26 protein-coding genes, 2 tRNA genes, 1 other RNA gene and 7 pseudogenes are annotated in these 26695 nt (G+C 35.2%); 19 read left to right on the top strand and 17 right to left on the bottom strand.

What is annotated here, in order from left to right:
- Position 1: 1 nt before the first annotated feature.
- Complete coding sequence (locus ABWU71_RS01065; RefSeq protein WP_353284578.1) at positions 2-649, bottom strand: O-methyltransferase; 648 nt, start codon at positions 647-649, stop codon at positions 2-4.
- Between the two features lie 258 nt (positions 650-907).
- On the opposite strand from ABWU71_RS01065, the gene ABWU71_RS01060 reads away from it, so the two are divergent.
- Positions 908-1186 carry a DUF2671 domain-containing protein gene (locus tag ABWU71_RS01060; protein ID WP_006279425.1) on the top strand — a complete coding sequence of 93 codons (279 nt, stop codon included), beginning with the start codon at positions 908-910 and terminating at the stop codon, positions 1184-1186.
- Positions 1187-1215: 29 nt separating this feature from the next.
- On the opposite strand, the gene ABWU71_RS01055 is transcribed toward ABWU71_RS01060, so the two are convergent.
- The 3 genes from ABWU71_RS01055 to ssrS all read right to left on the bottom strand — a co-directional run bounded on the left by ABWU71_RS01055 (position 1216) and on the right by ssrS (position 2616).
- Positions 1216-1920: a DsbA family protein gene (locus tag ABWU71_RS01055; RefSeq protein WP_353284577.1), complete on the bottom strand. Its 705-nt coding sequence runs from the start codon at positions 1918-1920 to the stop codon at positions 1216-1218.
- Between the two features lie 54 nt (positions 1921-1974).
- Complete coding sequence (locus ABWU71_RS01050) at positions 1975-2454, bottom strand: type II toxin-antitoxin system RatA family toxin (protein WP_265015777.1); 480 nt, start codon at positions 2452-2454, stop codon at positions 1975-1977.
- Between the two features lies 1 nt (position 2455).
- Positions 2456-2616, bottom strand: a non-coding RNA gene (gene ssrS / locus ABWU71_RS01045) — 6S RNA.
- Between the two features lie 116 nt (positions 2617-2732).
- Between ssrS and ABWU71_RS01040 the strand changes: the two genes are divergently transcribed.
- The 3 genes and pseudogenes from ABWU71_RS01040 to recA form a co-directional block, all read left to right on the top strand.
- A complete protein-coding gene (locus tag ABWU71_RS01040) occupies positions 2733-3323 on the top strand; it encodes a phospholipid-binding protein MlaC (protein ID WP_353284576.1) in 591 nt (196 codons plus the stop codon).
- Positions 3320-4624, top strand: a complete 1305-nt coding sequence (locus ABWU71_RS01035) for a bifunctional folylpolyglutamate synthase/dihydrofolate synthase (RefSeq protein ID WP_353284575.1) — start codon at positions 3320-3322, stop codon at positions 4622-4624. The genes ABWU71_RS01040 and ABWU71_RS01035 overlap by 4 nt, the downstream gene beginning before the upstream one ends.
- A gap of 461 nt (positions 4625-5085) precedes the next feature.
- A pseudogene (gene recA / locus ABWU71_RS01030) lies at positions 5086-5791 on the top strand (recombinase RecA); the annotation flags it as partial.
- On the opposite strand, the pseudogene ABWU71_RS01025 reads toward recA, so the two are convergent.
- Positions 5789-6244 (bottom strand): annotated as a pseudogene (locus ABWU71_RS01025) (IS5 family transposase); the annotation flags it as partial. The pseudogenes recA and ABWU71_RS01025 sit on opposite strands and share 3 nt — an antisense overlap.
- Before the next feature lie 55 nt (positions 6245-6299).
- On the opposite strand from ABWU71_RS01025, the gene ABWU71_RS01020 reads away from it, so the two are divergent.
- The 7 genes and pseudogenes from ABWU71_RS01020 to ABWU71_RS00990 form a co-directional block, all read left to right on the top strand.
- Positions 6300-7092 (top strand): IS5 family transposase gene (locus ABWU71_RS01020; RefSeq protein WP_353284574.1). Its coding sequence is split into 2 segments (ribosomal slippage): positions 6300-6563 and positions 6565-7092, totalling 792 coding nucleotides; the frame shifts between segments, so codons are not numbered across the junction.
- A 7-nt stretch (positions 7093-7099) separates the two neighbouring features.
- A pseudogene (locus tag ABWU71_RS01015) lies at positions 7100-7588 on the top strand (terminase gpA endonuclease subunit); the annotation flags it as partial.
- A 1-nt stretch (position 7589) separates the two neighbouring features.
- Positions 7590-7823 (top strand): gpW family head-tail joining protein, encoded by a 234-nt coding sequence (locus ABWU71_RS01010; RefSeq protein ID WP_353284854.1) that lies wholly within the window; start codon positions 7590-7592, stop codon positions 7821-7823.
- Between the two features lie 40 nt (positions 7824-7863).
- A complete protein-coding gene (locus tag ABWU71_RS01005; RefSeq protein WP_353284853.1) occupies positions 7864-8124 on the top strand; it encodes a hypothetical protein in 261 nt (86 codons plus the stop codon).
- Positions 8125-8198: 74 nt separating this feature from the next.
- Positions 8199-8396: a type II toxin-antitoxin system RelE family toxin gene (locus ABWU71_RS01000; protein WP_353284573.1), complete on the top strand. Its 198-nt coding sequence runs from the start codon at positions 8199-8201 to the stop codon at positions 8394-8396.
- Between the two features lie 102 nt (positions 8397-8498).
- Positions 8499-8717: pseudogene (locus ABWU71_RS00995) on the top strand (phage portal protein); the annotation flags it as partial.
- Between the two features lie 63 nt (positions 8718-8780).
- Positions 8781-9163 (top strand): annotated as a pseudogene (locus ABWU71_RS00990) (IS630 transposase-related protein); the annotation flags it as partial.
- 5 nt (positions 9164-9168) lie between these two features.
- Here the strand turns inward: ABWU71_RS00990 and ABWU71_RS00985 are convergent.
- Positions 9169-9961, bottom strand: a protein-coding gene (locus ABWU71_RS00985; RefSeq protein ID WP_265023453.1) for an IS5 family transposase whose coding sequence is annotated in 2 segments (ribosomal slippage) — positions 9169-9696 and positions 9698-9961 — 792 coding nt in all. Because the reading frame shifts where the segments join, the coding sequence is not laid out codon by codon here.
- A gap of 59 nt (positions 9962-10020) precedes the next feature.
- Between ABWU71_RS00985 and ABWU71_RS00980 the strand changes: the two are divergent.
- Positions 10021-10506: pseudogene (locus ABWU71_RS00980) on the top strand (IS630 family transposase); the annotation flags it as partial.
- Between the two features lie 68 nt (positions 10507-10574).
- On the opposite strand, the pseudogene ABWU71_RS00975 reads toward ABWU71_RS00980, so the two are convergent.
- The 4 genes and pseudogenes from ABWU71_RS00975 to ABWU71_RS00960 all read right to left on the bottom strand — a co-directional run.
- A pseudogene (locus ABWU71_RS00975) lies at positions 10575-10880 on the bottom strand (IS630 transposase-related protein); the annotation flags it as partial.
- Between the two features lie 116 nt (positions 10881-10996).
- Positions 10997-11962, bottom strand: a complete 966-nt coding sequence (locus ABWU71_RS00970) for an RluA family pseudouridine synthase (protein WP_353284852.1) — start codon at positions 11960-11962, stop codon at positions 10997-10999.
- Positions 11953-13839, bottom strand: a complete 1887-nt coding sequence (locus ABWU71_RS00965) for a hypothetical protein (RefSeq protein WP_353284572.1) — start codon at positions 13837-13839, stop codon at positions 11953-11955. The genes ABWU71_RS00970 and ABWU71_RS00965 overlap by 10 nt, the downstream gene beginning before the upstream one ends.
- 35 nt (positions 13840-13874) lie before the next feature.
- The gene (locus ABWU71_RS00960) at positions 13875-16091 is read right to left on the bottom strand and encodes a ComEC/Rec2 family competence protein (protein ID WP_353284571.1); all 2217 of its coding nucleotides are present in this window, start codon (positions 16089-16091) and stop codon (positions 13875-13877) included.
- A gap of 68 nt (positions 16092-16159) precedes the next feature.
- Here ABWU71_RS00960 and ABWU71_RS00955 point away from each other — a divergent pair.
- Positions 16160-16236: transfer RNA gene (locus tag ABWU71_RS00955), tRNA-Met, on the top strand.
- Between the two features lie 3 nt (positions 16237-16239).
- Here ABWU71_RS00955 and pdxH read toward each other — a convergent pair.
- Genes pdxH through ABWU71_RS00940 form a run of 3 tightly spaced genes read right to left on the bottom strand, consistent with a single transcriptional unit; the run spans position 16240 to position 17901 of the window.
- Complete coding sequence (gene pdxH, locus ABWU71_RS00950) at positions 16240-16833, bottom strand: pyridoxamine 5'-phosphate oxidase (protein ID WP_353284851.1); 594 nt, start codon at positions 16831-16833, stop codon at positions 16240-16242.
- Positions 16834-16849: 16 nt separating this feature from the next.
- The gene (mutM, locus tag ABWU71_RS00945) at positions 16850-17665 is read right to left on the bottom strand and encodes a bifunctional DNA-formamidopyrimidine glycosylase/DNA-(apurinic or apyrimidinic site) lyase (RefSeq protein WP_353284570.1); all 816 of its coding nucleotides are present in this window, start codon (positions 17663-17665) and stop codon (positions 16850-16852) included.
- Between the two features lie 17 nt (positions 17666-17682).
- Entirely contained in the window at positions 17683-17901 is a 219-nt protein-coding gene (locus tag ABWU71_RS00940; RefSeq protein WP_353284569.1) for a hypothetical protein, read from the bottom strand.
- Positions 17902-17920: 19 nt separating this feature from the next.
- Between ABWU71_RS00940 and ABWU71_RS00935 the strand changes: the two genes are divergently transcribed.
- Positions 17921-17993: transfer RNA gene (locus ABWU71_RS00935), tRNA-Thr, on the top strand.
- Between the two features lie 52 nt (positions 17994-18045).
- Here the strand turns inward: ABWU71_RS00935 and ABWU71_RS00930 are convergent.
- Together ABWU71_RS00930 and ABWU71_RS00925 are read right to left on the bottom strand one after the other, a co-directional pair.
- Positions 18046-19572, bottom strand: coding sequence for an acyl-CoA carboxylase subunit beta (locus ABWU71_RS00930; protein WP_353284568.1), 1527 nt, complete (start codon positions 19570-19572; stop codon positions 18046-18048).
- Positions 19573-19898: 326 nt separating this feature from the next.
- Positions 19899-20786: a hypothetical protein gene (locus ABWU71_RS00925; RefSeq protein WP_353284567.1), complete on the bottom strand. Its 888-nt coding sequence runs from the start codon at positions 20784-20786 to the stop codon at positions 19899-19901.
- Between the two features lie 270 nt (positions 20787-21056).
- Between ABWU71_RS00925 and der the strand changes: the two genes are divergently transcribed.
- From der to ABWU71_RS00910, 3 genes are read left to right on the top strand one after another with little or no spacing between them, the layout of a single operon-like run.
- Positions 21057-22466 (top strand): ribosome biogenesis GTPase Der, encoded by a 1410-nt coding sequence (gene der, locus ABWU71_RS00920; RefSeq protein ID WP_353284566.1) that lies wholly within the window; start codon positions 21057-21059, stop codon positions 22464-22466.
- Positions 22463-22984, top strand: coding sequence for a disulfide bond formation protein B (locus ABWU71_RS00915; protein WP_353284565.1), 522 nt, complete (start codon positions 22463-22465; stop codon positions 22982-22984). The genes der and ABWU71_RS00915 overlap by 4 nt, the downstream gene beginning before the upstream one ends.
- Positions 22959-23501, top strand: a complete 543-nt coding sequence (locus ABWU71_RS00910) for a demethoxyubiquinone hydroxylase family protein (protein WP_353284564.1) — start codon at positions 22959-22961, stop codon at positions 23499-23501. Before ABWU71_RS00915 ends, ABWU71_RS00910 begins: the two co-directional genes overlap by 26 nt.
- A gap of 162 nt (positions 23502-23663) precedes the next feature.
- On the opposite strand, the gene ABWU71_RS00905 is transcribed toward ABWU71_RS00910, so the two are convergent.
- A protein-coding gene (locus tag ABWU71_RS00905; RefSeq protein WP_353284076.1) for an IS630 family transposase occupies positions 23664-24523 on the bottom strand; the annotation gives its coding sequence in 2 pieces (ribosomal slippage) (positions 23664-24199 and positions 24199-24523; 861 coding nt in all).
- Positions 24524-24623: 100 nt separating this feature from the next.
- Between ABWU71_RS00905 and ABWU71_RS00900 the strand changes: the two genes are divergently transcribed.
- On the top strand, positions 24624-25457 hold the full coding sequence (locus tag ABWU71_RS00900) for a hypothetical protein (RefSeq protein WP_353284563.1): 834 nt from the start codon (positions 24624-24626) through the stop codon (positions 25455-25457).
- Positions 25458-25479: 22 nt separating this feature from the next.
- Entirely contained in the window at positions 25480-25812 is a 333-nt protein-coding gene (locus tag ABWU71_RS00895) for a hypothetical protein (RefSeq protein ID WP_353284562.1), read from the top strand.
- On the opposite strand, the gene ABWU71_RS00890 is transcribed toward ABWU71_RS00895, so the two are convergent.
- Positions 25784-26576, bottom strand: a protein-coding gene (locus tag ABWU71_RS00890) for an IS5 family transposase (RefSeq protein WP_353284463.1) whose coding sequence is annotated in 2 segments (ribosomal slippage) — positions 25784-26311 and positions 26313-26576 — 792 coding nt in all. Because the reading frame shifts where the segments join, the coding sequence is not laid out codon by codon here. The two genes, ABWU71_RS00895 and ABWU71_RS00890, sit on opposite strands and share 29 nt — an antisense overlap.
- Positions 26577-26695: the final 119 nt, after the last annotated feature.

Here is a 26695-nt window from a genome sequence, read left to right as displayed (position 1 = left end):
CTTATGTTAGCTTTAAAGCTACAGTCATTCCTTCATCAGTTGGAATCAATATAGAGAAATATTTCTTTTCATCTGATAATCTATTATTAAACTCCCTCATAGCATGCCATGATTTTTCTGATACTTCTTTTGGAGGCGATTCTAAAAATACTGTGTTAAACAGTAGAGTGTTATCTGCAACGATTAGCCCATCTTGTTTAATGTATGACTCTGCCCAATCTAAATACTTAGGATAACTACTTTTGTCAGCATCGATAAATATCATGTCAAATGGTGCTTTTGCTGATAATTCATTAATTTTTTCCAGTGCATCGCCTTCTATTAGAGTAATTTTATCACTTAGATTAAAAGCACTAAAATTTTTTTTTGCTATTCTTGAGTGTTGAGGATTATTTTCTATTGTATATATATGACCGTCTTCTAGTAAAGCTTTTGCCATGCAAATCGACGAATAACCATATAACGTGCCAATCTCAACAATACTTTTGATTTTTTGGATTTTTATAAATAAACTTAATAGCTTTCCTTCTTCAGGGCCAATTTGAATATGTTGCTTTTTTTCAAGAATACAATATTTTTCTATTTTTTTATATTCTTTTGCAAATAGATTTCTTATATATGACAATTTTATACAAAAGTTGTTACGCATTACGTTTCATATTATAAATTAGGGAGACTTAATTCATACACAATTTATAAATATAATAATATAGTTTAAAATAATAAAAACATTTATTTTAAGTTATTATTTCATAGTATAAAATTTTAAGTGACAAAAATTATTATATATCGTACTATAGTTAACTAGTATAATAAACAGTCGATTATTATGCTAGAATTAAAGGGATTGTTTATGCGCATTTCTCTTTTTAAAATATAATTTTTATAATCAATTAGAGGGGGTTATATGTCTTATACTATTGCTGGTGAAGTTGAAACGTTAAACAAAAAATCTAACAAGAATGAAGGGGTTATGTTACTACATAATCCAGCTTATCGTGAAAAGTATAAAGAACGTTTTGATGAAGCTCAGAGAAAAGTTATGGATATGGTTCAGTTTTATGATGGGACAATAGTATTAATAGAGAATAAAATCGCTATGTATTACTACACTTGGCACAGTAAAAAAAGAGAGTTTGAGCGTAAAAAACAACAAACAGTAGTGAAAAACAATGACTCAGCATAGAGTCTTTTATATGGTAAGCTACAGTGGTATTACTCCACTATGGCTTTTCCATATAATTTATCTATCACATCAGTGAAGTATTTCAGCTCTTTATACCCTTCATGTTTAACTTTATTATGCTCTATATATGATTTATTATCGTTAAGCTTGATGAAAAATATTGGAGTGGCTGTGATACCAAGTTTATTAATTGCCAGTGATTTATCATTTACGATTTTATCCATTATTTTCTTATCATTAATGCATTGGTTAAATGCATCTTGCTTTAAGTTGCTTAGTGCAGCAATTCTTTGTAGTAAAGTCAAATCACTTAAATTGTAGTAATTCCACGAATCTATTGAGTTAAAAACAGCTTTGTTAAAATTAAAGTAGTCTTCTTGTTTTTCGTAGCAATGACTTAGCATTGCGGCCTTTAGCCCTCTGTAATCCAAAGGAAAATGACGAAATATATATAACATCTTACCTGTGTCTATATATTTCTCTTTAATTTTAGGAAAAACATTCCTATGAAAAAGAGAGCAGTGATAACAAGTTAATGAAGCATATTCTACCATTAGAATTGGTGCTTTTGGATCTCCTAATAATTTATCATCAGGTAATGGCGATAATAGCTCATTTGATGTTATTTCATTGGTTTTTTTTTGAATGTATTGGTTATCGGATAAATCTTGCTTAACAACTGCATAAGAATTAACACTTATGAAAATTAATAAAAACAATAGTCTAAAAATCATTACAATATAAACACTTAACTTACTAAAAAAAATTATACATTTATATTAATAATGTCAAGATAACTTTTGTTTAGCAAGGCTTTCAGCCCTATCTTTAAATGCAGCAATTATTTTACTTTGTGTATACTTATATACTGAGTTTAATAAAGTGGAAAATGAGTTGGACTTAAACTTAAACTCTATATAAAACTTTACCATAGTTTTATTTTCATCTATGGGAATGAATTGCCATTCATTGTATAGATGTTTAAATATTCCATTTGATGATACAGCTTTTATCCAACCTTCATTTGTTCCACTTGGAGAAAGAGAAGTAACTTCTGATGTATATCTACCTTTAATTCCATGAAAAGCTGCGAGGAGATCCACAACCATTTGGTTGTTAATTTTTTCTTTTATATAAACTGCTTTGCACCAAGGAACAAAATCAGGATACCTTTCAACATCAATTACAATTTGGAATACTTCATTAGGCGAACATAGGAAAACACCCTGTTCTTTGTACTGATGAAGCATAAATGTTAAACCAATCAAAATAGGATCCGTATCTACCGTCAGCCTTAGTAGATTCCTGAGACTAAAGTTAAGGTGGGCATCGCGTATCAATTTCAACGAAATTAACAGAGGCAATTCCCTTGACTAGAAATTATCGCTCGGGAAATTTAACTTAACTCATAACGCATAGAACAGACCCTTAATTAATTGTAGATGATTTATACAAGGTGTGTCTATAGATATATTAAAGCTAGCGATCATTATTTAATCTTTATTAAACTTTGCATTCTAAGTATCATAGCTAATAAATATATCTTATGAACATTACTAAAGTTTTAACCATTATTGTTTTTATTGTAACTTCCTCAAGTGCTTACACTAATTGTACAGATCACAAAATTTTTGTGCATACTATGAAGCAACAAGTGGATGGTATATCTACAAAGGAGAATAAAAAAAACCGGGAATGTGTGCGAAAAAAGCTTCAGGAGGTCATTCAAAACAATGTTAACCTCAAAGGAATATCGCAATTCGTTATAGGAAAACATTGGGCTTTAGTTAAACAAAAAGAAAAAGAAGATTTTTTAAGAGAGTATGAAGTGTATCTTACGCATTTGTGCGTTAAAATTTTATATAAATACATGCATGATAGTGAAATGATCATAATGAGTACAAAAGCAGTTGATGATGAAACTTGCTTAATTGGTACAAGATTTTCTTACGGTGATGAAGAATTTACAAATATTGATTTCAAAGTTACTAAAAATCACAGTTCTTTCTTGATAAGTGATGTTGTAATGAGTGGAATAAGTATTGCTATTAATCAACGTTCTCAATTTAGTGAAAAAATCGACACGCATGGCATAGCAAGCGTTATAGCTGAATTAAAATGCAATAACAATCCATGATATATATGCCTCATTGGCCTAAGCCACTTGGTAGCAGGCCGAATGATTTTTCTCTTGATCGCATAAGAAGCTTTCTTAGTAAACTAGATAATCCCGAGAAAAAAGTGCCTCCCGTAATTCATATAGCTGGAACTAACGGGAAAGGCTCAACACTAGCATTTATAAGATATATAATGCAGGCAGCAGGGTATAAGGTCCATGCATACACTTCTCCACATTTGGTGAATTTTAATGAAAGAATAGTTATTGCAGGCAGTTATATCGATGATAATGAATTATATAGCTTGTTAGAAGAATGCCGTGCCGTAATTGCAAAGCAGCCTATCACTTTGTTTGAAGCTGCAACTATTGCAGCTTTTTTAGCTTTTTCTCGTCATAAAGCCGATATAACTTTAGTTGAAGTGGGTATGGGTGGAAGGCTTGATGCAACAAATGTTATAGATAGTCCGATTTTAACAATCATTACTTCCATTGCCCTTGATCATACAGAATATCTTGGCCCTACTGTAGAGACCATAGCAGGTGAAAAGGCTGGAATAATGAAACCTAATATTCCTTGTGTAATAGCACCACAAAAAAAGTCTATAATGAACACACTAGAATTCCATGCAATAAATAGGAAATCTCCTCTGTATAGAGGAGGCCTTGAATGGAATTGTGAAAAACAAGGTAATAGGATGGTCTTTCAATCAGCTATTCAATCAATAGAATTTTCTTTGCCATCTTTAAAGGGTGATCATCAGGTGATTAATGCAGGCAATGCTATTGCAGCATGTAGCATTTTGAGTGGAAAGTATGAATTTGATATTGGAGAAGAGGATATCACTTCAGGTTTACAGTGCACTTATTGGCCTGCACGGCTAGAGTCTATAAAAGAAGGTAATTTAATTTCCCTACTACCGAAAGATTGGCAATTATTTTTAGATGGTGCGCACAATAATGACGGTGCTAGAGTGCTATCTCAGTGGGTAAAAGATAATTTTGCTGAAGGTATTTATGTGGTTTTTGGTGTTACTCGTAACAGAAATGTGGAAGAGTTCTTAGAGCACTTAAAGCCATATATTAAGCTACTATGTGCGGTTTGTGTTAAGTCTGAACCTAAAGCAACAAATACAAATTTGATTAGGGAAAAAGCCAATAACATAGGAATAAAAGCAGTTGAATGTGAATCAATTGGCGATGCAATATCAAATCACATATTAAAAGCCTCTATCCAAAATGTCAAAACCATACTAATCTGTGGCTCATTATTTCTAGCGAGAGATTTGAGTATGGAGAATACTAACTTTTATGATATGTGAGCATTAACTGACCGATGGGGAAATAACTTTATAGTACTGTATGAAGCGACTAAAATTGTCGTTACAGCGCTTAGTGTACGACAGTGCTCCAACATTTAGGGTTGCAGTTTTCATGGCAGATCTGAGTAGCTGACCCATCCAAGAGGTGTCATTCAAGTAGCTGACACTGGAATGGCTTTGTTGCATCGCACCTTATACAGTAGTAATTTACAATAAATTCATGTAGCCATTTCGAATTTAGTCATTTCAGTGTTGGCTACTTGGATGACACCACCTGCTATGCTGCAAATTGCAACGTTCGTACACTAAAGTATAGTGTGTTACTAACGAAGGCAAACAAATATCTGCTTTATGAAAACGTTAATATTTTTCATTGAAATAATACATAAATACTAGAAAAACCTTGGCAGGTTATTCGCGTTTGATTATCACAGAGAATTATATAAATTAATAAATGATCTATGGCAAGTAACCCAGAAGAAAGAAATAGTGATAAACAAAAAGCGCTAGATAACGCAATAAGCCAGATTGAAAAAGCATTCGGTAAAGGTGCAATAATGAAGTTGAAGCAAAACCCTGTAGAAAAAATAGACACAATATCCACAGGATCAATTGCGCTTGATTCGGCTCTAGGTGTTGGAGGTCTGCCAAAAGGGCTTATAATTGAAATATTTGGTCCCGAGAGTTCTGGTAAAACCACTCTTGCCTTGCATGTGATTGCTGAAGCACAAAAAAAAAGGAGGATCATGCGCATTTATCGATGCAGAACATGCATTGGATGTCTTATATGCTCGTAAACTTGGGGTAAGCACTGATGATTTAGTGATTTCACAACCAGACACTGGAGAGCAGGCGTTGCATATTGTTGAGTATTTAGTGTGTTCTGGCGCGGTTGACGTGATAGTTATTGACTCTGTTGCAGCGTTAACTCCAAGAGCTGAAATTGAGGGTGATATGGGTGATCAGCACATGGGGCTGCAAGCAAGGCTTCTAAGTCACGGGCTACGAAAGCTAACCTCTGCTGTTTCAAAAGCGAACTGTATATTGATATTTATTAATCAAATTCGTACGAAAATAGGAGTAGTGTATGGAAATCCTGAAACTACCACGGGTGGAAATGCATTAAAATTCTATACTTCTGTAAGGCTTGATATAAGAGCCTGTTCATAATCTTTTCAGAAGTAAGGCAGTGAAAGCCAGAACGACCATTTGTAGGCTAGTATTGAGTTTTCGCTCACAATTTTTCCACAATCTTCTACATTTTTCTAACCAAGCAAAAGATCGCTCCACAACCCATCTTTTGGGCAATACAATAAAGGAATGTAATTCATTTCTTTTTATCACTTCAACGGTTGCACCAATAATCGTTTTTATTTGAGTTGCAAAATTCTCTCCAGTATAGCCTGCATCAACCAGTACATTTTTAACTCCCGAGAGGTTTTCTTTTGCATTTTCGACCATTCTCACAGCACTGCTACGGTCAGTTATCTCTGCTGTTGTTATATAAATTGCATGGGGCAAACCTTGCGTATCTACTGCAATATGGCGTTTTATTCCTGAAATCTTTTTGCCTGCATCATAGCCTTTTTCTTCAGCAGTATCTGCATTTTTTAGAACCTGTACATGATCTCAAGAAAGGAATAAACTAAGAGATAATATATATAAGTTAGGATATATGAGGAGTTTATACCCAAGTGATATAAGTCGGGAAAGATTTGAGATTATGTTACCAGATCTAGAGTCCTGTAGAAAAAAAACAAAACCAAGAAAACTTGATTTGTATGATGTATTTTGTGGAGTGTTATACGTTCTGAAAAGCGGTTGTCAGTGGAGAATGCTACCAAAAGAGTTTCCAAAATGGCGCAATTGTTACGACTATTTTAAGAAGTGGAGTGAAAAACCAGATGCAGATAAAGAAAGTGTTCTGGAGCTGGTGTTAAAAAAAAATAGTTGGCGTGGTCCGACAAAACAATGGTCGGAAAGAAAAAACCAGCTTCTGCATAATTGATGCACAGAGTGTAAAAAATGCAGATACTGCTGAAGAAAAAGGCTATGATGCAGGCAAAAAGATTTCAGGAATAAAACGCCATATTGCAGTAGATACGCAAGGTTTGCCCCATGCAATTTATATAACAACAGCAGAGATAACTGACCGTAGCAGTGCTGTGAGAATGGTCGAAAATGCAAAAGAAAACCTCTCGGGAGTTAAAAATGTACTGGTTGATGCAGGCTATACTGGAGAGAATTTTGCAACTCAAATAAAAACGATTATTGGTGCAACCGTTGAAGTGATAAAAAGAAATGAATTACATTCCTTTGTTGTATTGCCCAAAAGATGGGTTGTGGAGCGATCTTTTGCTTGGTTAAAAAAATGTAGAAGATTGTGGAAAAATTGTGAGCGAAAACTCAATACTAGCCTACAAATGGTCGTTCTGGCTTTCACTGCCTTACTTCTGAAAAGATTATGAACAGGCTCTAAGAGGTCATCAAGGATCTGGAAGAGTAATGGCAGTCAAAGGTGTAAACAAAGCGCTAGTACCACTTAGCAGCCCAAGTAGAGTAGATATAACAGTTGGAGGGCAAAAGCTAAAAAGAGGAATAAAGCTCTGGCCAGTAGGAGTATCGATATTAAAGTCAGAGCTTTTTCAATTGCTTAATATTTTAAAAGAAGGTGAAGAAACACCTCCAGGGTACTGCCATTTTCCGGAGTATGCACCTGAATATTTTAAGCAGCTAACGGCAGAGCAATTAGTCAGCAAGGTAGTAAAAGGATACACAAAACAAGAGTGGCAAAAGGTAAGAGAAAGAAATGAAGTACTAGATTGCCGAATTTACGCGAGAGCAGCATCGATAGCACTGGGAATAGACAGATGGCCAGAGAGTAAATGGAATAGTTTGAGTGGAAAAATGGAAAGTAAAAAGCCTAAAAAAGTAAGGCAAAGCCAATGGTTGAATGAGAAGTGAAATGTATAACGAAGAGTATTTGTTTCAGGTTGAACAAGCAATTCAAAAGCTTCAGAGTGGCGAAAGAGTAGTATCAATTGCATATGGTGACCATGTTGTGAGATATGCTGAAGTTCAGATAAATGACTTGCTGAATCTACGGCAACGTATTAAGGCTGAATTGAAAATTGCAGGTATAAAGCAAAAGAGAAAGATTGTTTTTTCAACGAGTAAGGGGATTGACAAAATTATGTAAAAATGTTATAGTTTAGAGTTGATATCTTACAGTGAATAATATGGATCAAAGTCAAGGAAGGCTTAATGTTAATGTAAATTTTGAGGGGGAATTTGCTCAGTACCTTACAGAAATGGCAAAAGTTCAAAATAGAACTATTGAAGAAATTGTAAAAGATCTAGTAGAAGAAGAACTTGAGGTAAGTAAACTATCTGAAGGTGACGAAATGGATGAAGGAGAAATAGCTCTACTTGAACTTGCTGATAAACGTAATGTTCCTGGAGCAAAAATAATTAGACATGAAGATATCAAGTGGGGATAATTTACCAAATTGGTTATTTAGAAGGTGTAGATACCGAAGATCTTCCTTCTCTTCCGAAAACAATACGGTTAAGGGTGCAAAAAGCTATAGAAAAACGTCTCACAATTATTCCTGATAAAGTGGGTGAGGCTTTATCGCATAAATGGGTAGGCTACTTTAGGTTGCGTGTTGGCGATTATCGAGTCATATACTTAATAGATAACTCAGAGCACATGGTCAAAATTGCAGCAATAGGACATCGAAAAGAAATTTATAAACGTAGTCCAGAGTAATGACTCTCTACATACAATCTGTTGACCAAATTCTCTAGCAACTTGCTATAATTTTTCAATGTCAAATTGTGCAACAACTTGTTGCATAATCAAAGAGGCAAAATGTTATTAAAATCATTCAAGCAATTATTTAATAAACCAAAGATCAAAAGTTCTGCATGGGATGCGTCAGGCTCAGGAAGAAGGGTAATGTATTGGCAACCGGAGAAAAGTAGTATAAATAGCTTACTCTCTCACAGCCTTGAGCACTTACGTAGTAGATCACATGACATGGTAAGAAAAAATCCTTACGCTGCAAATATAATTGATACGATAGTAAGTATAGCTCTTTTCATAGAAGTCCGGATGTGATAAGATAAGGATAGACGATGATAAGGAGGTTGAGTGCCAGCAGCATATAGTTATGACTTAAGGAAAAAAGCAATGGAAGCGCTAGAGGAGGGAGGAAGCAGAGAAACAGTGGCAGCAAGATTTAAAATTGGACGAACTACTTTATGGGAGTGGCAGCAGAGAAGAAAAGAAACAGGAGACTTTCAATCAAAAAAACTTGGAAATGGAGGTTACAATCACAAAATTACCGACTGGGATGCCTTTGCTAAATTTGCCAGAGAAAACGGAGGAAAGACTCTGTCGGAAATGGCTAAACTTTGGGGCAACGTTAGTATCCAAACGATCCACCGAGCTCTCAGAAAAATTGGATTTACGCGCAAAAAAAGACATATGGATACAAGGAAAGAAACGAAGAAAAACGTGCTGAATTCTTAGAGCCTGTTCATAATCTTTTCAGAAGTAAGGCAGTGAAAGCCAGAACGACCATTTGTAGGCTAGTATTGAGTTTTCGCTCACAATTTTTCCACAATCTTCTACATTTTTCTAACCAAGCAAAAGATCGCTCCACAACCCATCTTTTGGGCAATACAACAAAGGAATGTAATTCATTTCTTTTTATCACTTCAACGGTTGCACCAATAATCGTTTTTATTTGAGTTGCAAAATTCTCTCCAGTATAGCCTGCATCAACCAGTACATTTTTAACTCCCGAGAGGTTTTCTTTTGCATTTTCGACCATTCTCACAGCACTGCTACGGTCAGTTATCTCTGCTGTTGTTATATAAATTGCATGGGGCAAACCTTGCGTATCTACTGCAATATGGCGTTTTATTCCTGAAATCTTTTTGCCTGCATCATAGCCTTTTTCTTCAGCAGTATCTGCATTTTTTACACTCTGTGCATCAATTATGCAGAAGCTGGTTTTTTCTTTCCGACCATTGTTTTGTCGGACCACGCCAACTATTTTTTTTTAACACCAGCTCCAGAACACTTTCTTTATCTGCATCTGGTTTTTCACTCCACTTCTTAAAATAGTCGTAACAATTGCGCCATTTTGGAAACTCTTTTGGTAGCATTCTCCACTGACAACCGCTTTTCAGAACGTATAACACTCCACAAAATACATCATACAAATCAAGTTTTCTTGGTTTTGTTTTTTTTCTACAGGACTCTAGATCTGGTAACATAATCTCAAATCTTTCCCGACTTATATCACTTGGGTATAAACTCCTCATATATCCTAACTTATATATATTATCTCTTAGTTTATTCCTTTCTTGAGATCATGTACAGGTTCTTAAAAATTATAGCAACAAAAGAACCAGAAAACTTAGTTTATATAGATGAGTCTGGCATTGATAACACAGAGGACTATCCATATGGGTATTGCCAGAAAGGACAGCGGTTTTATGGCCTAAAATCTGGAAAGAAAACTCAACGAATCAGTATGGTTGCAGCCTTAAGTAGAAGAAAGATAGTTGCTCCATTAACCTTTGAAGGCCACTGTAATATGGATGTTTTTAATGGATGGTTTGAGCAATTTTTGACACCGATCTTGGAACCTGGACAGACTGTCATTCTTGACAATGCTACTTTTCATAAGTCTGGTAAGATTATCGAGCTTGCTAGAGGAGTTGGTGCAGAAATTTTGTATCTGCCGCCGTATTCTCCAGATTTCAACAAAATTGAGCATCATTGGTTTGCTATAAAAAACAGAGCTAGGAAAAACATTCCTCTATTCGAATCCTTTCGTCGTGCTGTTGATTCTGCCTTCCTATGACCTGTTCGGACTATTATGAGAAATGCTATATCTCTTAGTTTATTCCTTTCTTGAGATCATGTACAGGTTCTGAGAGCTCGGTGGATCGTTTGGATACTAACGTTGCCCCAAAGTTTAGCCATTTCCGACAGAGTCTTTCCTCCGTTTTCTCTGGCAAATTTAGCAAAGGCATCCCAGTCGGTAATTTTGTGATTGTAACCTCCATTTCCAAGTTTTTTTGATTGAAAGTCTCCTGTTTCTTTTCTTCTTTGCTGCCACTCCCATAAAGTAGTTCGTCCAATTTTAAATCTTGCTGCCACTGTTTCTCTGCTTCCTCCCTCCTCTAGCGCTTCCATTGCTTTTTTCCTTAAGTCATAACTATATGCTGCTGGCACTCAACCTCCTTATCATCGTCTATTCTTATCTTATCACATCCGGACTTCTATGAAAAGAGCTATAATTGTAGTTGCAGTAAATCTTAATTTCAAAACCAATAAGTTGATTTTATACTTCAAAAATCAGGTAAACCTTTCTCAGGTATATTTTCAAACTCACCAATTAAAGTTTTTATATCTTGCGGTAAATCAGAGACAAATTCCATGTATTCCTTACTTTTTGGGTGGTATAAGCCCAGTGTATAAGCATGTAGTGCTTGTCTGTTGAAATTACGAATGAAATTAGAGTTTTTAGCATATTTTGTGCTTTTACTACTATTTTTTCCATAAACCTGGTCACCAACTATGGAATGTCCTATGTGGCTCATGTGGACTCGAATTTGGTGTGTTCTACCTGTCTCTAGAACACATTTGACTAAGCTTACTTGTCCTATAATTTTCTGCACCAAATAGTGAGTGATTGCTAATTTTCCGGTTGTTTTTGTAACACACATCATTTCTTTATTACCGCGTTTGGGAGCAATGTTAGTTTCTATAGTTCCCTGCTGGGAAGATAATGCTCCCCAAACTACTGCTAAATATTCTCGCTTTATTTTACGATTTGATAACAATTCAGACAAAAAACCATGGGCTTCTTCATTTTTTGCAATTACCATTAGTCCACTGGTATCTTTATCGAGTCTATGAACAATTCCTGGTCTTACATCAAGGTAAGCGATAACTGCGTTCAAAAGCGTATCATTGTTTGTACCAGCACCTGGGTGCACTGTTAATCCACTTTGTTTACTCAGAACTATAATGTCCTCATCTTCATAGACGATATCAAGTTTTATGTCATAATTAGGCTCGATTGATGTGGATATGTCAGGTTGAACGAAATGTACTACATACTCTTCACCTGGTTTTACTATGTGGTCATTATTAATTATCGGTGTGCCAAGTAATTTCACCTGCTCATTTTGTATCAATCTTTGAGCTTTGCTGCGTGATATGTTGCACTTTTCAGCTACGTAGATATCTAGCCTTAATTTCTCTTTATCATTATTAACACTTAAGGTTATTACTGAGTGATCTATAGTGATTTACCCCGCGCCATTTCCCATGCTGCTTGAACATTTGGGTCTGTAAACATTGTTGCACTAGACTCAATTTGTAGATCACCTTGTTTTTTAGTATGGCAAGTTGTTTGAAAGCCATCTTTCCAGTGAATTGTAACTTTATTATCAAAATTTCGTAATGTTGCCTCAACCTTATTATCTTTTTCTTCCAGCTTAATAGATTCTAATAAATAATATAAAAATTCACTTGGTTTGCCGTTGATTTTTTCTTCCCATTCATCTGTTTCTTTCTGCTCAGAAGACTCTTGTTCTAATTTTTTTTGTTTCTTTGCTAATCTGCGGCTTTCTTTTTGTGATTCCAAATCTCTAACTTTTTTACGTTGTTCTGCCACTGTGTTTTCTAATGAGTCAGCGTTATCATTCCTTCTATCATTATCGCGACTGCCATTAGTCCTACTATTTTGCGTTGAATTTTGCAATTCTGTAAGTTGTGTTTGCATTGACTGAAGTGCTTTTTGAACTTCATCATGTATTGCTCTATTTATTCTTTCTCTATCTTCCTGAGTCAAGCCCAAAGAATCAAGATACACATTTCTGTCAGCACTCTCTGAAGAGCTATCATGATTATTATCATTATAAGTGCCCTCAGTATTACCAGGTTTTATATTATTTGCAGGAGGAGAAAGCGTACAAAACCAACTTGCTGCTTTTCCAAGTTTAACCTGGTTAAGTTTTTCTTTTACATCAGTACGTATTTCTTTCAATGACTCATCTATACTTTTACTGATATCTTGTGAGCATTTAGCGATTTCGCTGTTAGCCTTTTTCTTAACTTCATCTACATCTTTTTTTATGCTTTCTTCTAAATTATTAAAAAAAGTTTCTATATTACTTCCTATGCCATCAAGCGTTTTCTCGATGTTAGCATTCGCAAGCTCCAAAAATTCTTTACCAAGTGAATTTTTTACTTCATCTAAGTGCTTGTCAAATGAGTCAACAATCTTATCTGTGAAATTAGTTAAATGCGTATCAAGTAGTTTTATCAATCGAGATATAGGATCATTTTCCTCTTTACTTTCAAATTTATTCTCCATTACCGATACAATCGTACCACTTCTGAATGGGAGTAGAATATCCACATTGTTAAATTTTTTAACGATATTATGTGCGTTACTTACTTCATTATTTTTTAACTTACTTAGTGCTATACATACTCCAGCGATGAAAATAGCACTCACGAATGCAATGAAACCCCATTCTGCCCAACCCTGAACATTGGCAAAACTAAATTTATTTTGTATCAATGCACCAACTACAATTAGACCACTTAGCACATATGGCACAGTAAGAAAAATAACTTTATTCCTATTCTCTTGTCTTTTGTTTTCTAATATTTCTCCCTGTTTTTTAGAGATTGGTAAAACTATTGAAAAACCTTGCTTTTTATCGACCAAATCAGGAACAATTTCTATTGTTAATGCATTTTGAGCGATCTCATTTATTTCATCACTTTTTCCACCTCTAATCTTTTCATCTATTGGGCTATCACCATCTTTTGATTTCTCATCTTTTATCTCTTGCCTGTTCATATGTTTTATAGCAAGAGATGCTACAAGAATCACCCCAAAAATAATAGAAGCATAAACATAGGCTGGCACTATTCGTGAATTAAGAATGCTTGTGATGAAACTTACATCACTATCAGTTATCATGACTGCAGCAACATAGGCTAAAGAAAATTGAAGCCAAGTATTCACAGCTGCTATGGGTAGGGTATTATTTACAGAATATTTTTTTGCTGCACGCCACAATTGAGTGGGGTACCTAATGACGTTGTTTAGCTGAGTTACATCGTGATCTATCTTAAAATTACGAGAGTCTTCTTTAGTACTTTCAGTCACAAATTTCCTTACATTTCAATTTAATTAATTATATATTAATAACACTTTAAAATCAAGCTTTTTAACTTATGCCAAGGCCTATTGGAGCGCACTTTATTAATCTTTATGTAACGATTTGTTAACCAAATTGAATGTGTGCCATATGTTTTTAGATTGGCATATTTGATAGTTTTAGTATTACAAACTGAATAGTCGAATTCACTTAATTGAATTATTAAATCAACTTTATCACAATTTTCTAGAATATTTTCTTTTTTATAAGCTAGCAACACTGACTTATTATTTCCTTTATTATATATACAGCCATAATCGTCACACTTTAGCCTTTTATCTGAGTTATTGTATTTTTTATGATTCAAAATTTGATTCTGCCCATTTTGCTTCGCCCATGTTTTGACAACAAAGTTCCTATTTTTTCTGGTGAGAGAATATAGTAAGTTATCACTTTCTTTTACAGCAATATTGTCGCTACTCACTAAAATATTAGGAGTTTTATATGTGGCACTAAAACAAATACCCAGCACAATAAAGAAAATTCCGAAGAAACGCCAATTTCTTTCCCACAAGCACAGCCACAATAAACCAAGTGTTATTATAATAATTGATGATGCAGGAAAAGTACGAATGGGAATAACCAAATACTGAAGACTAGCGATTGCGTTTGTAATATACAAAATACTGTCAATTGGGCGCTCTATAAATGGCGCTATAATCCATTCAATACCTAAAGGAATCAACAAAACATAAATTATTCCAAGTGGAATAATAATTAATGTAACTATTGGTATAGCAACTAAATTTGTGATAATGCCACTAATTGAAAAATAATTAAAATTGTATATCGTATACGGAACAGTTGCTAAACTTGCTATTACTGAGCTGGTCATTATCGATACAAAATATTTCATGATTTTTATTTTGAACAATTTATTAGCATTAATTTGATAACTGGCAACCAGTGCCAAAACAGCAGAAAATGACATCTGAAAGCCTGGCTTTAAAATTGCTTCTGGTTCTACTGAGAGTATCACTGAAGCAGCAAACGCAATTGCTATTAACCCTCGATATTTTCTCTCTATCATTATTGCAACGAGTACTAAAATCACCATGATGTAGGCACGCTGAGCAGAAATTTGCATACCGGTAATCAACAAATAAAACGTGGTTGGCAAGATAGTAAGAAATGCAGATATTTTCTTGGTGTTATACTTAAGAGTCAAAGTTTCAGATATTGCGAATAAATTACGAAACACTACAAAAAACAGACCAGCAACGAATGATAAATGCAAACCAGATATGGCAAACAAATGTGCTATACCTGAATCTCGTATCGCGTCCATAGTTTTTTGATCTATGCCATCTTTTTTACCGATCAGTAATGCAGAGATTATATCCGCATGTGGTTTTTTGATATTTTGCTGCAGGTTTTCATAAATGTATTGACGGAAAGATTCTATATATTCTTGAAATTTCCTTGCTTCAGCCTTTTTATGCAGGGCTATTTTGCTTGTTGCAAAGCCTGTTGCACTTATTTTCTGGTAATATGCTATTCTTGCAAAATCGTATGCATACTCCGAGGGCGCAATCTTTAGAGGGAAGAGTTTTGCTGATAATTTTACTTGATCGCCTATTTTAATGCCTTTTTCCACTTTGGTTCTAACTGATATTCTGATGTTATCTAGAGCTCTATCCGGTGTCATTCCAGCGCGTGACGCTGAAATCCATATCTTTTTTTTCTGGATCCCAGTATCAAGCACTGGGATGACAAAAGGGGGCACTGGGATGACAGAAGAGGGTGCTGGGATGACAGAAGAGGGCGCTGGGATGACAGGAGAGGATTTTGAGATAGTAGGGGATTTTTCAACAGAAAGCAGAAATTGTTTATATGAGCCCCTGTCGTTAATATCCTTCACTGTGGCAACGATATCTTTTACATATCTCTCTTTATCAAGAATTTGAGTATCAACTAAAGCTGTTCTTAATTTACTAGCTGTAAATCCTATGAGCACTGCAATCAAAGCAATGCATAATATCGCGTACTTTTTGTATAATATTGCAATCAAAATTAGTGTGGGTAAAAGCAAAAGAAAAATAGATATGCAGCTTGGTTCAAAACTTAGGGAAAAATAGGTTAAAATCCCTACACACTGAAAAACAGGAACCCACAGTATCAAGTTATATTTTTCATTACGTAGGTTATGACGTATATAACTAACTATTATGTCAAAGAAAGTTAGTAAACATATCGACATGTGACTGTGACGCAATTTTATTCTTTTATTTTCTATTATTGTATATATAATAACTAAATAAGCAACGACGCGGGATGGAGCAGCTCGGTAGCTCGTCAGGCTCATAACCTGAAGGTCGTAGGTTCAAATCCTACTCCCGCAACCATTTTTAAGGATATAGTTGTTCTATTTTCCAATCGCTTCCCTCAACAAGGGTGTATCTAAATCTAATATGCTTCCTATATTCACCTTCTTGCCAAGATTCAATTACTTTTGGGATTACGCAAAATCCCACCCAAAAGTCAGGACGAGAAACTTGTGTATTGTGAAATTCTTTTTCCTTCAATTTTATAGCTTGCTCAAAATCTTGCCAATCTTTCAGAATGCTCGATTGTTTTGAGCACCATGCGCTAATTTGACTATCACGTGCTCGAGAAGAGAAATATTCATCAGCTTTTTTACTGTTTAGGAGTTTAACCTCTCCTTCAATTCGCACTTGCCTAGCAAATTCTATCCAATGAAACACTAACGCAGCTTTGGGGTTCTCAGTCAATTCTTTCCCTTTTTTACTGTTTACGTTAGTGAAAAACACAAAACCTTCTTTGCTGTATTCCTTTAGTAATACTACTCTTGCAGATGGAATACAGTCTTTGCTACAAGTTGCTAGCGTCATTGCAGTTGGTTGTTTACACGGAGAATTAAGTACTGCTTTGTACCACTTTGAAAACAAATCAAATGGATCTTTTTCAGGTGAAAATGTCATATCAAAAAATAAAATCTTAATTCTGGCACGCGTTGCAAAAATAAGTGCTACGGCCATTTTGTCGTATAAGTGTTATGATATTATTGCAAATCTTGCAAGGTTTTTGAACTTTACCATATACGTAAAAGTTATTTTGAAAGTATCCAGCAGATCCAGATGGCTGTGCATAATCTTTCAGTGTTGAACCGCCTGCAGCAATTGCGTCACTCAGAGTATTTTTTATTTCAGCAGCAAGTTTTTCGCACTCTCTATAGGTCAAGTCTTTTGCTGACCTGAGTGGTGATATGCGAGCTCTAAACAAGCTCTCAGAAGCATATATGTTGCCTACGCCAACTATTAATTTATTGTCCATTAATGCTGATTTGATATTCACTTTTTTGTTTTTCAGCAACTCCTGTAAATAGTCTCCACTGAATTCATCCGTGAGGGGCTCTATTCCAAAATCGCTAAAAAAATCCGTTTCTTGTTCTTTATTTAAAACGATAACTAATCCAAACCTTCTTGGGTCATTAAAAACTATTGAAGTATTGTCGGAAAATAAAAATACCACGTGATCGTGCTTATTCCGCACTTGATCGTGGTCAGCATATATAAGCTTTCCGCTCACGCCAAGATGTATGATTACAGCCACACTACCATCTGTATTCCAGATGGTATACTTACCTCTACGCTTGATGTTGCGTATGACTTTGCCCTTTAGCACATCATCAATATTTTTTGTTATTGGGGCACGTAAATTCCAATTATTCACTATAACATTACTAATTTGCTTGTTTTTAATTTTATCAAGCAAGAAGTTAGAGATTACTTCCACTTCCGGTAGTTCTGGCATGATACCTCCTTCAAAACTTAAGTTTCTGATGGTAATTTTGTCGTTAAAGCTTCCTCAAATACATTCGAGTATTCTGCGGTGCTTTCTCCTAAAAATTCCTCACCACAAACGAGTTTTGAAAGGGTTCTCTGTCTACTCTGTTGCTGCTTTTTTCTTTTCAAAATATTTTGCTTTAAAGCTTTCGCTAATCTTTTTTTCTCCTCTTCTTTTTCCTTATTCTTTTTTGTGTTATTCATTATCATAATATATAAACTTGCCGTTGTAGCTCAGGTGGTAGAGTACGTCATTGGTAATGACGAGGTCCCAAGTTCGAGTCTTGGTAACGGCACACTATTATACTTATAATATTGCATAACTTGTAAGCAAGGCTTAAAAGAAAGTTACAGAGGTAAGTTGTCATGCTTTTTCCATATCCTTTCTACCTTCTTGTTTTTGAGTAGCTCTAATGCTTTACAAAAGTGATAGCTTGTTTTACTTGGCACTATAATGTCATCAATGTATCCATGTGATGCAGCAAAAAATGGATTAGCAAATTTTTCTTTATATTCTTTGATTAACGTTTGCTGATCTTTTTCGTGTCGAAATATAATCTCAACTGCACTTTCAGGGCCCATCACAGCTATTTCAGCAGTTGGCCAGGCATAATTTATATCACCTTTTAGATGTTTCGAATTCATAACAATGTATGCACCACCATACGCTTTTCTGGTGATCAAACTAATTTTCGGCACGGTCGCTTCAGCGTAAGCGTAAAGCAGTTTCGCTCCGTGTTGTATTATATTATTGTATTCTTGATTTGTACCTGGCAGAAATCCTGGAACATCAATAAGTGTGATGATGGGAATGTTAAATGCGTCACAGAATCTTACAAACCTCGCAGCTTTTCTTGAAGAATCAATATCCAAACATCCTGCAAGGTGCATAGGTTGATTTGCAACAATACCGACAGTATTTCCTCCAATTCTACCAAAACCAGTTATGATATTACGAGCAAAATCAGGTTTTAACTCAAAAAATTTCCTTCCATCACAAACTTTTTCAATAAGTTCATACATATCATAAGGAGTATTGGGATTGGTAGGAATTAGAGTGTTTAAGGATTCATCAATGTTGTCAACATCATTGCAGATTGGTGCAGATTTTGGTGATACTTGATTATTTGCTGGTAAGAAAGTAAAGAATTCACGCATTTTCAGCAGCATTTCAACATCATTATTGAATGCAAAATCCGCTACTCCTGTTTTGCTTGTATGAATTTTTGCTCCACCAAGGTCTTCGAAACTTACATCTTCGTAGGTAACCTTTTTTACTACATCTGGCCCGGTTATAAACATATATGAACTGTTTTTCACCATAAAAGTAAAGTCAGTTAATGCTGGGGAATAAACTGCACCTCCTGCACACGGACCCATAATTAAAGAAATTTGTGGTATAACACCCGATGCATTTACGTTCCTTTGAAAGATTTCTCCATAACCAGCAAGGGAATTTACTCCCTCCTGAATTCTGGCTCCACCAGAATCGTTTAGCCCAATGATTGGAACTCTGGCATTAATTGCCATATCCATAATTTTGCATATTTTTTTTGCATGTGACGCACCAAGTGATCCACCAAAGACAGTAAAATCTTGAGAGTAAACAAAAACTTTTCTGCCATAAATAGTACCATGACCAATCACTACCCCATCACCTAAAAAATTAGCATTTTGCATGCCAAAATCATTTGCATGATGTTTTACGAATTTATCGTATTCTGCAAAAGAACTTTCATCGAGCAATATACTGAGCCTTTCTCTAGCAGTTAATTTCCCTTTTTCGTGTTGTTTATTGATTCTGTTAGAACCGCCTCCTTTTTCAGCTTCTAGTGCTTTGGTTTTTAGATTTTCTAGTATTTTAAAGTCTTGCATACAATAAAGTAGTTTTCAAATTAGTTGTAGTATACATTACCTTATTGAGCTCATAAAGACTAGATTTTCTTACCAGCTATACACATACAAACCATTTCTGTCATTCTATCCATAGGACCCAGTTTTAAAGGATCTGGGTCAAGCGCACAACTGTACGAACATTGTGATTTGAGAACAATCTCCGCCAGGAAGGGTGTCATCCCAGTGCTTGACACTGGGATCCAGAAAACTTAACTTTAAATGAGCACACCAGGTGAGTGTACAATAAGAACTGGATTCCAGCGTCAAGCGCTGGAATGACAATTTCGGTTGCTTTACTATGTATATCAACTACTCACACTCTGGCCACTACTTTGAGAATGTTGCGATATGTCAGCACTTTTCATATTAGAAAGAGGTGGACTAACTTCACTGCTTTTCTTTTGTGCGAAACTTTTAGCAGCTTCAACAACCTTGCTTATACGTGGTTCTTTTTCTAGCTCTTCACGGTACTTTAAGAATATTTCACAACTTTTATCATCCATATGTACCATTATTTTGCCAAAACTCTCAGCTTTTTCAGAAGATAAAATCATTTCAATCTTTTCATCATTATCTACTTTAAAAGTCATCTTTACTTTGCCTTTCATATCGCAATATTGTCCATTTTGTATTCGGATTACATTATCTCCTTCTCCCATTTGTAACGCACCATATTCTAAGTTCTTAAATTCCTTTAAGTTCATAAATTTTGCAGGAGTGATCACACTTTCTTCTGGACATTTTACGCAATAAAATTCATTATCTTTTTGTGCTACAATACCTTCTTTGTCACCATTTTCGATGCTATCACTTACAATTTGTTTTAGGGTTGACAAGTAACTTTCGCGGTTTTGCAGTATATCGCTTTGCAGCTTCCCCGAAGCTTCTTTGCTCACATTATTACCTTTTGAAACTAGAGCAGACATTTCTAACCAAAGAGGCATTAGTTTGCTTTTTCCAATCTCAGTAACGTGTGCATCATTCTTCATGAGGTGGTGTAAAACCAGTATCGAATAATCTATTATTGATAACTTGTTGGACAAAATAGGAGACGGCACGCTAAACATGCACTTGTTCTCTTTTGCGTCTTTTATGGATTTTTGAAATTTCTTTACTAAGTTTTCTATGGCTTTATCGTTGGATAGGTGTTCTGATTCGCCATATGACTCAAAAGCATCATATATTTTACGCAATGTACTTGAAATGTTTTTTTCCATATGTTGATTAACATGTCCATATATTGTTGTCTCTTCTGAACACTCTGTATCTTTACGTATATGATTTTGTTGCTTTAATTTTTCTCTATCTACACTCTCTATTTGCTCTAGCATAACCACCTCCTAGTTTACATAACGAAATAAAAAAAATTCTAATTATAGTATACTTATGTAATCTACGAAGTCAATAGTTAAATTGAAAAGTTTCGGTTATAATTCACCTCATATAGAACATGCCCTTGAATTATGCTAAAAATCGCCATAGTAGGTCTACCAAATGCTGGAAAATCGACCCTATTCAACAGATTAGTGGGAAGAAAAGCAGCAGTAGTGAGTAATATTCCAGGGGTGACGAGGGATAGGCGAGAGGGAATAGGGAGAATTAGCGATTTGGAGTTTAAAGTTATAGATACAGGAGGATGGAACGACCAAACTAGTTTTTCACTACAAGTTATTGAGCAAATAGAGTTTTCTTTATCCAGTTCAAACATAATTTTCTTTCTTGTTGATGCAAAAGTGCAAAATGAGCGAAACAAAGAATTTGCAAAGTGGCTGAAGAGAAAAATAAATAAACCTGTGATACTGATAGCAAATAAATGCGAGAGTCATAAATCCGAAAATGTTGATTATTTGCAGTTTTTTGATTTTCTTGGCCCGGTGTATATCTCAGCCGAACATAATCTTGGCATGGTTGATCTTTATGATGCGTTGGCTAGTGTTATTGAAAATATCAGTGCAAATAGTCCTCCTTTCGGTGTCATTCCAGTGCTTGACACTGGAATCCAGAAAAAAAATAGTATGGATCCCAGTGTCAAGCACTGGGATGACAATAAGAGCTCTAATGAGTCCGGTAAATTAAGAATTTCGATAATCGGTCGCCCAAACGTAGGCAAGTCAACTTTTTTAAATGGTTTACTTGCAGAAAACAGACTAATAACAAGTTCAGAGCCAGGTACCACACGTGATTCTGTGGATATTACATATGATCATGATGGAGAGTTAATTACTCTAATTGACACTGCCGGAATCCGCAGAAAGGCAAATGTTATAGATGAATTAGAATCAAGATTTGTTGAGAAAAGCATGGAATCAATCAAGCGCTCTCATGTGGTAGTTTTAATGCTAGACTCCCTAGTTGGTATTGAGCAGCAGGATTTATCAATTGGTGAAGCTGCAATTAAGGGAGGGAAAGGGATTATTGTTGTTTTAAATAAGTGGGATTTAATAGGTAAGGATGACAGAAGCAAGTTAATAAAATTTGTCAAACAACAGGAAGTGACTCGGTTATTCTTGGAAGTGCCAACTATAACAATTTCTGCGTTAAAAGGCATGCGCTGCAGTGATGTGATAGATAAGTGTCTTGAAGTGAGTGAATCCTTGAACAAGAAGATCAGCACTGCAAAACTGAATAAGTGGCTAATCGATGCTCTAGATAGGCACTCTCACCCGCTTGTAAAAGGCAAAGCAGTTAAAATGAAGTATATCGCTCAAATTGGTACTAAACCTCCAGCTTTTTCTTTGATATGTAACATACCTGAAAGTGTTGATGAAAGTTACAAACGCTATTTAATTAATGACCTTAGAAAAAATTTCTTTGCTGAAGGCGTGCCAGTCAGATTACTTTTGAAAAAAAATAAAAATCCCTATGTAAAATGAATACTCTGCTTTATACTTTCAGGGATAATTTACTTAAAGTTATGTGTAATAATTCCAGAATTCCTACAATTTTTCTGCTATCAAGTGCTTTCGCTCTAATTTTTGCATATGTGCTAGAATATTTTTTCAACATGCTGCCATGCAAGTTATGTACATACGAGCGGGTAGTTTACTATGTTGCAGGGTTACTTGCAGTAGTATGCATGCTTAAAGACAACAAAATTCTAATCTATGCAATGTTTTGCAGTTACCTCGTAGGGGCAATAATATCTTTTTATCATGTAGGTCTTGAACTCCACTTGTTTCATGATGTTTTAGGTTGTACAGAGCAAGCAAGTGGTAACGTTAGTATAGAAGAGCTCAGAAATAATCTACTAAATCCTAATTACTCTCCATCTTGTGACAGACCTCATTACGTTCTAGGTGTTTCCTTAGCAACATGGAATTTAATTTATCTCATAGTAGCTCTGTTCGTATCAGGTAAGGTGTATTGTGGAGAAAGAAAGAAATCTAAATAATTTAAGGTACAGCAACAATCAGTTCTTGCAACAGGCAATTAGAGTAGATCACGCTGGAGAATATGGAGCTATTTGCATTTATTCTGGTCAAAAATTTATTCTTAAAAAATCTTCTATAATCAATGAAATAATTGAAATGGAAGAGCAGGAAAAAAAGCATTTTCACTATTTTAATGAGAAAATCAAGGAGCAAAAAGTTCGTCCTACTGTTTTGTTGCCAGTTTGGCGTGTGTTAGGAGTGTCGCTTGGCGTTGCAACTGCCATTATGGGCAAAAAAGCTGCTATGGCTTGCACTGCTGCAGTTGAAGAAGTTATAGGGGAGCACTACAAAGAGCAAGTTTCATATTTAGAAGATGGGGAGTTAAGAGAAACTATAAGTAAATTTCGCGACGAGGAGTTAGAGCACAAAGATATTGCAATTCAGCACAATGCTGAAAGCGCATTTGGCTATAACATTTTATCTTCATTCATAAAAACAGGCTGCAAAGCTGCTATTTACTTGTCTAAGTTAATTTAACTAAGCAGCTTTCTTAAAGTGTTTTTAATGTTTTGATAACAATAGAAACCAGAAAGAAATTCAAGTGTAACAATTATTCTATAACTATATTTACATATCACCATTATTAATCAATAATTAATGTTTGTAAATTATAGCATTTCTCATAATAGTCCGAACAGGTCATAGGAAGGCAGAATCAACAGCACGACGAAAGGATTCGAATAGAGGAATGTTTTTCCTAGCTCTGTTTTTTATAGCAAACCAATGATGCTCAATTTTGTTGAAATCTGGAGAATACGGCGGCAGATACAAAATTTCTGCACCAACTCCTCTAGCAAGCTCGATAATCTTACCAGACTTATGAAAAGTAGCATTGTCAAGAATGACAGTCTGTCCAGGTTCCAAGATCGGTGTCAAAAATTGCTCAAACCATCCATTAAAAACATCCATATTACAGTGGCCTTCAAAGGTTAATGGAGCAACTATCTTTCTTCTACTTAAGGCTGCAACCATACTGATTCGTTGAGTTTTCTTTCCAGATTTTAGGCCATAAAACCGCTGTCCTTTCTGGCAATACCCATATGGATAGTCCTCTGTGTTATCAATGCCAGACTCATCTATATAAACTAAGTTTTCTGGTTCTTTTGTTGCTATAATTTTTAAGAATTCAGCACGTTTTTCTTCGTTTCTTTCCTTGTATCCATATGTCTTTTTTTGCGCGTAAATCCAATTTTTCTGAGAGCTCGGTGGATCGTTTGGATACTAACGTTGCCCCAAAGTTTAGCCATTTCCGACAGAGTCTTTCCTCCGTTTTCTCTGGCAAATTTAGCAAAGGCATCCCAGTCGGTAATTTTGTGATTGTAACCTCCATTTCCAAGTTTTTTTGATTGAAAGTCTCCTGTTTCTTTTCTTCTTTGCTGCCACTCCCATAAAGTAGTTCGTCCAATTTTAAATCTTGCTGCCACTGTTTCTCTGCTTCCTCCCTCCTCTAGCGCTTCCATTGCTTTTTTCCTTAAGTCATAACTATATGCTGCTGGCACTCAACCTCCTTATCATCGTCTATCCTTATCTTATCACATCCGGACTTCTATGAAAAGAGCTATAACTGTGTCTAAAACATAGACCACAAAGGAAGGGAAAATGCGTTTTAAACTAGAAAAGGAAGATGACCCAGGTAAAGACTGTAGTAACGCATCTCGTTATGTGATAACTACTAAAGTAAGAGTAAATAACGAAACAACAGTTAGTTTACCTACTACATCTTATGTCATTATTGATGAGCCTGGAGATCAGCGCCTTATTGTGATTGACCATAGCTGTAGAACACAAAAGGTGCTGAATGGTTTATCTCAAGGACTACAACTAAAGCTAGAAAAAGTAGGAGATGACAACAAGTTAGCTTTGGTTACTGACTCAGGTGAATATTACTATTATTACCATGATGGCAATATTATTAGTATAGCTACTATTGATTTTATACTTCAATCCCGCAAGAATGGTGAATATGTTCATGTATATGATTATGATACACGTTCTATAAAACTTAAACCACTTGAAAGTAGTAAGGTTTTAATAGATCCAAAAGATATAATAAGTAGTAAAAATATGAGTCTTATTGGCAATAGACTTGATATACGAATTGGAGACAATTTTTTTAAGGGATCGGAAAATCAATTATACCAATCTTACAGGAGTGTTGAGGTATATAACTCCGCTAGCAGTAAAGTTGGTATGTTGAATAATGTTGTTCCAATATTCGATCGGAGAGATGATAATTTCAAATTATTTCCTTTTCATGAAATAGAGAGATTGAATGTGAAAAATAGCTATTTCGCAACAGAAAAGTTAGGCAGCAATTACGTTGGTTGTATATCAGACGAAAATAGCGAATGTAAGAATTTTTATGGTTTAAAACCTGATTTTGTAGGATATAACTACAGCCATAACTTATGGTTTATACCCTTATTATTATAACTTAGAAAATTTTGGTAACTTTTTGGAGGTTGATATGAAACTTGGAGAACTTATAGATTTAGAAGAAAGGGTTAGAATTTTAGAAGATAAAATTAAAAAACTAAACGAAATACAAATGGTAGGAATGCCTGGACCTCCAGGTCTTCCAGGCTCTAAAGGTGAGCCTGGCGTTTCAAACATTCCAGGTCCAAAGGGTGAGTCAGGTCTTCCGGGTTGGGATGGTTTACCAGGCTCTAAAGGTGAGCCTGGCGTTTCAAACATTCCAGGGCCAAAAGGTGAGTCAGGTCTTCCGGGTTGGGATGGTTTACCAGGCTCTGAGAGCCTGTTCATAATCTTTTCAGAAGTAAGGCAGTGAAAGCCAGAACGACCATTTGTAGGCTAGTATTGAGTTTTCGCTCACAATTTTTCCACAATCTTCTACATTTTTCTAACCAAGCAAAAGATCGCTCCACAACCCATCTTTTGGGCAATACAACAAAGGAATGTAATTCATTTCTTTTTATCACTTCAACGGTTGCACCAATAATCGTTTTTATTTGAGTTGCAAAATTCTCTCCAGTATAGCCTGCATCAACCAGTACATTTTTAACTCCCGAGAGGTTTTCTTTTGCATTTTCGACCATTCTCACAGCACTGCTACGGTCAGTTATCTCTGCTGTTGTTATATAAATTGCATGGGGCAAACCTTGCGTATCTACTGCAATATGGCGTTTTATTCCTGAAATCTTTTTGCCTGCATCATAGCCTTTTTCTTCAGCAGTATCTGCATTTTTTACACTCTGTGCATCAATTATGCAGAAGCTGGTTTTTTCTTTCCGACCATTGTTTTGTCGGACCACGCCAACTATTTTTTTTTAACACCAGCTCCAGAACACTTTCTTTATCTGCATCTGGTTTTTCACTCCACTTCTTAAAATAGTCGTAACAATTGCACCATTTTGGAAACTCTTTTGGTAGCATTCTCCACTGACAACCGCTTTTCAGAACGTATAACACTCCACAAAATACATCATACAAATCAAGTTTCCTTGGTTTTGTTTTTTTTCTACAGGACTCTAGATCTGGTAACATAATCTCAAATCTTTCCCGACTTATATCACTTGGGTATAAACTCCTCATATATCCTAACTTATATATATTATCTCTTAGTTTATTCCTTTCTTGAGATCATGTACAGGTTCTAATATAACAATCTGTCTTGTATCAAAAAGACTTTGCTGAAGCAGTTAAAAAAAGCT

Source organism: Wolbachia endosymbiont (group A) of Lasioglossum fulvicorne (assembly GCF_964028605.1).
GTDB lineage: Bacteria > Pseudomonadota > Alphaproteobacteria > Rickettsiales > Anaplasmataceae > Wolbachia.
This window is presented reverse-complemented; position numbering and strand designations above follow the sequence as displayed.

Bases quoted from the DNA above. Each gene is read 5' to 3' on its own strand.
- ABWU71_RS00915 (WP_353284565.1), top strand. From the start codon at position 22,463: ATGAATACTCTGCTTTATACTTTCAGGGATAATTTACTTAAAGTTATG.
- ABWU71_RS01060 (WP_006279425.1), top strand. From the start codon at position 908: ATGTCTTATACTATTGCTGGTGAAGTTGAAACGTTAAACAAAAAATCT.
- ABWU71_RS01055 (WP_353284577.1), bottom strand. From the start codon at position 1,920: ATGATTTTTAGACTATTGTTTTTATTAATTTTCATAAGTGTTAATTCT.
- ABWU71_RS00960 (WP_353284571.1), bottom strand. From the start codon at position 16,091: ATGTCGATATGTTTACTAACTTTCTTTGACATAATAGTTAGTTATATA.
- der (WP_353284566.1), top strand. From the start codon at position 21,057: ATGCTAAAAATCGCCATAGTAGGTCTACCAAATGCTGGAAAATCGACC.
- ABWU71_RS01040 (WP_353284576.1), top strand. From the start codon at position 2,733: ATGAACATTACTAAAGTTTTAACCATTATTGTTTTTATTGTAACTTCC.
- ABWU71_RS00940 (WP_353284569.1), bottom strand. From the start codon at position 17,901: ATGAATAACACAAAAAAGAATAAGGAAAAAGAAGAGGAGAAAAAAAGA.
- ABWU71_RS01010 (WP_353284854.1), top strand. From the start codon at position 7,590: ATGTATAACGAAGAGTATTTGTTTCAGGTTGAACAAGCAATTCAAAAG.
- ABWU71_RS01065 (WP_353284578.1), bottom strand. From the start codon at position 649: ATGCGTAACAACTTTTGTATAAAATTGTCATATATAAGAAATCTATTT.
- ABWU71_RS00900 (WP_353284563.1), top strand. From the start codon at position 24,624: ATGCGTTTTAAACTAGAAAAGGAAGATGACCCAGGTAAAGACTGTAGT.
- mutM (WP_353284570.1), bottom strand. From the start codon at position 17,665: ATGCCAGAACTACCGGAAGTGGAAGTAATCTCTAACTTCTTGCTTGAT.
- ABWU71_RS00930 (WP_353284568.1), bottom strand. From the start codon at position 19,572: ATGCAAGACTTTAAAATACTAGAAAATCTAAAAACCAAAGCACTAGAA.
- ABWU71_RS01005 (WP_353284853.1), top strand. From the start codon at position 7,864: ATGGATCAAAGTCAAGGAAGGCTTAATGTTAATGTAAATTTTGAGGGG.
- pdxH (WP_353284851.1), bottom strand. From the start codon at position 16,833: ATGACATTTTCACCTGAAAAAGATCCATTTGATTTGTTTTCAAAGTGG.
- ABWU71_RS01035 (WP_353284575.1), top strand. From the start codon at position 3,320: ATGATATATATGCCTCATTGGCCTAAGCCACTTGGTAGCAGGCCGAAT.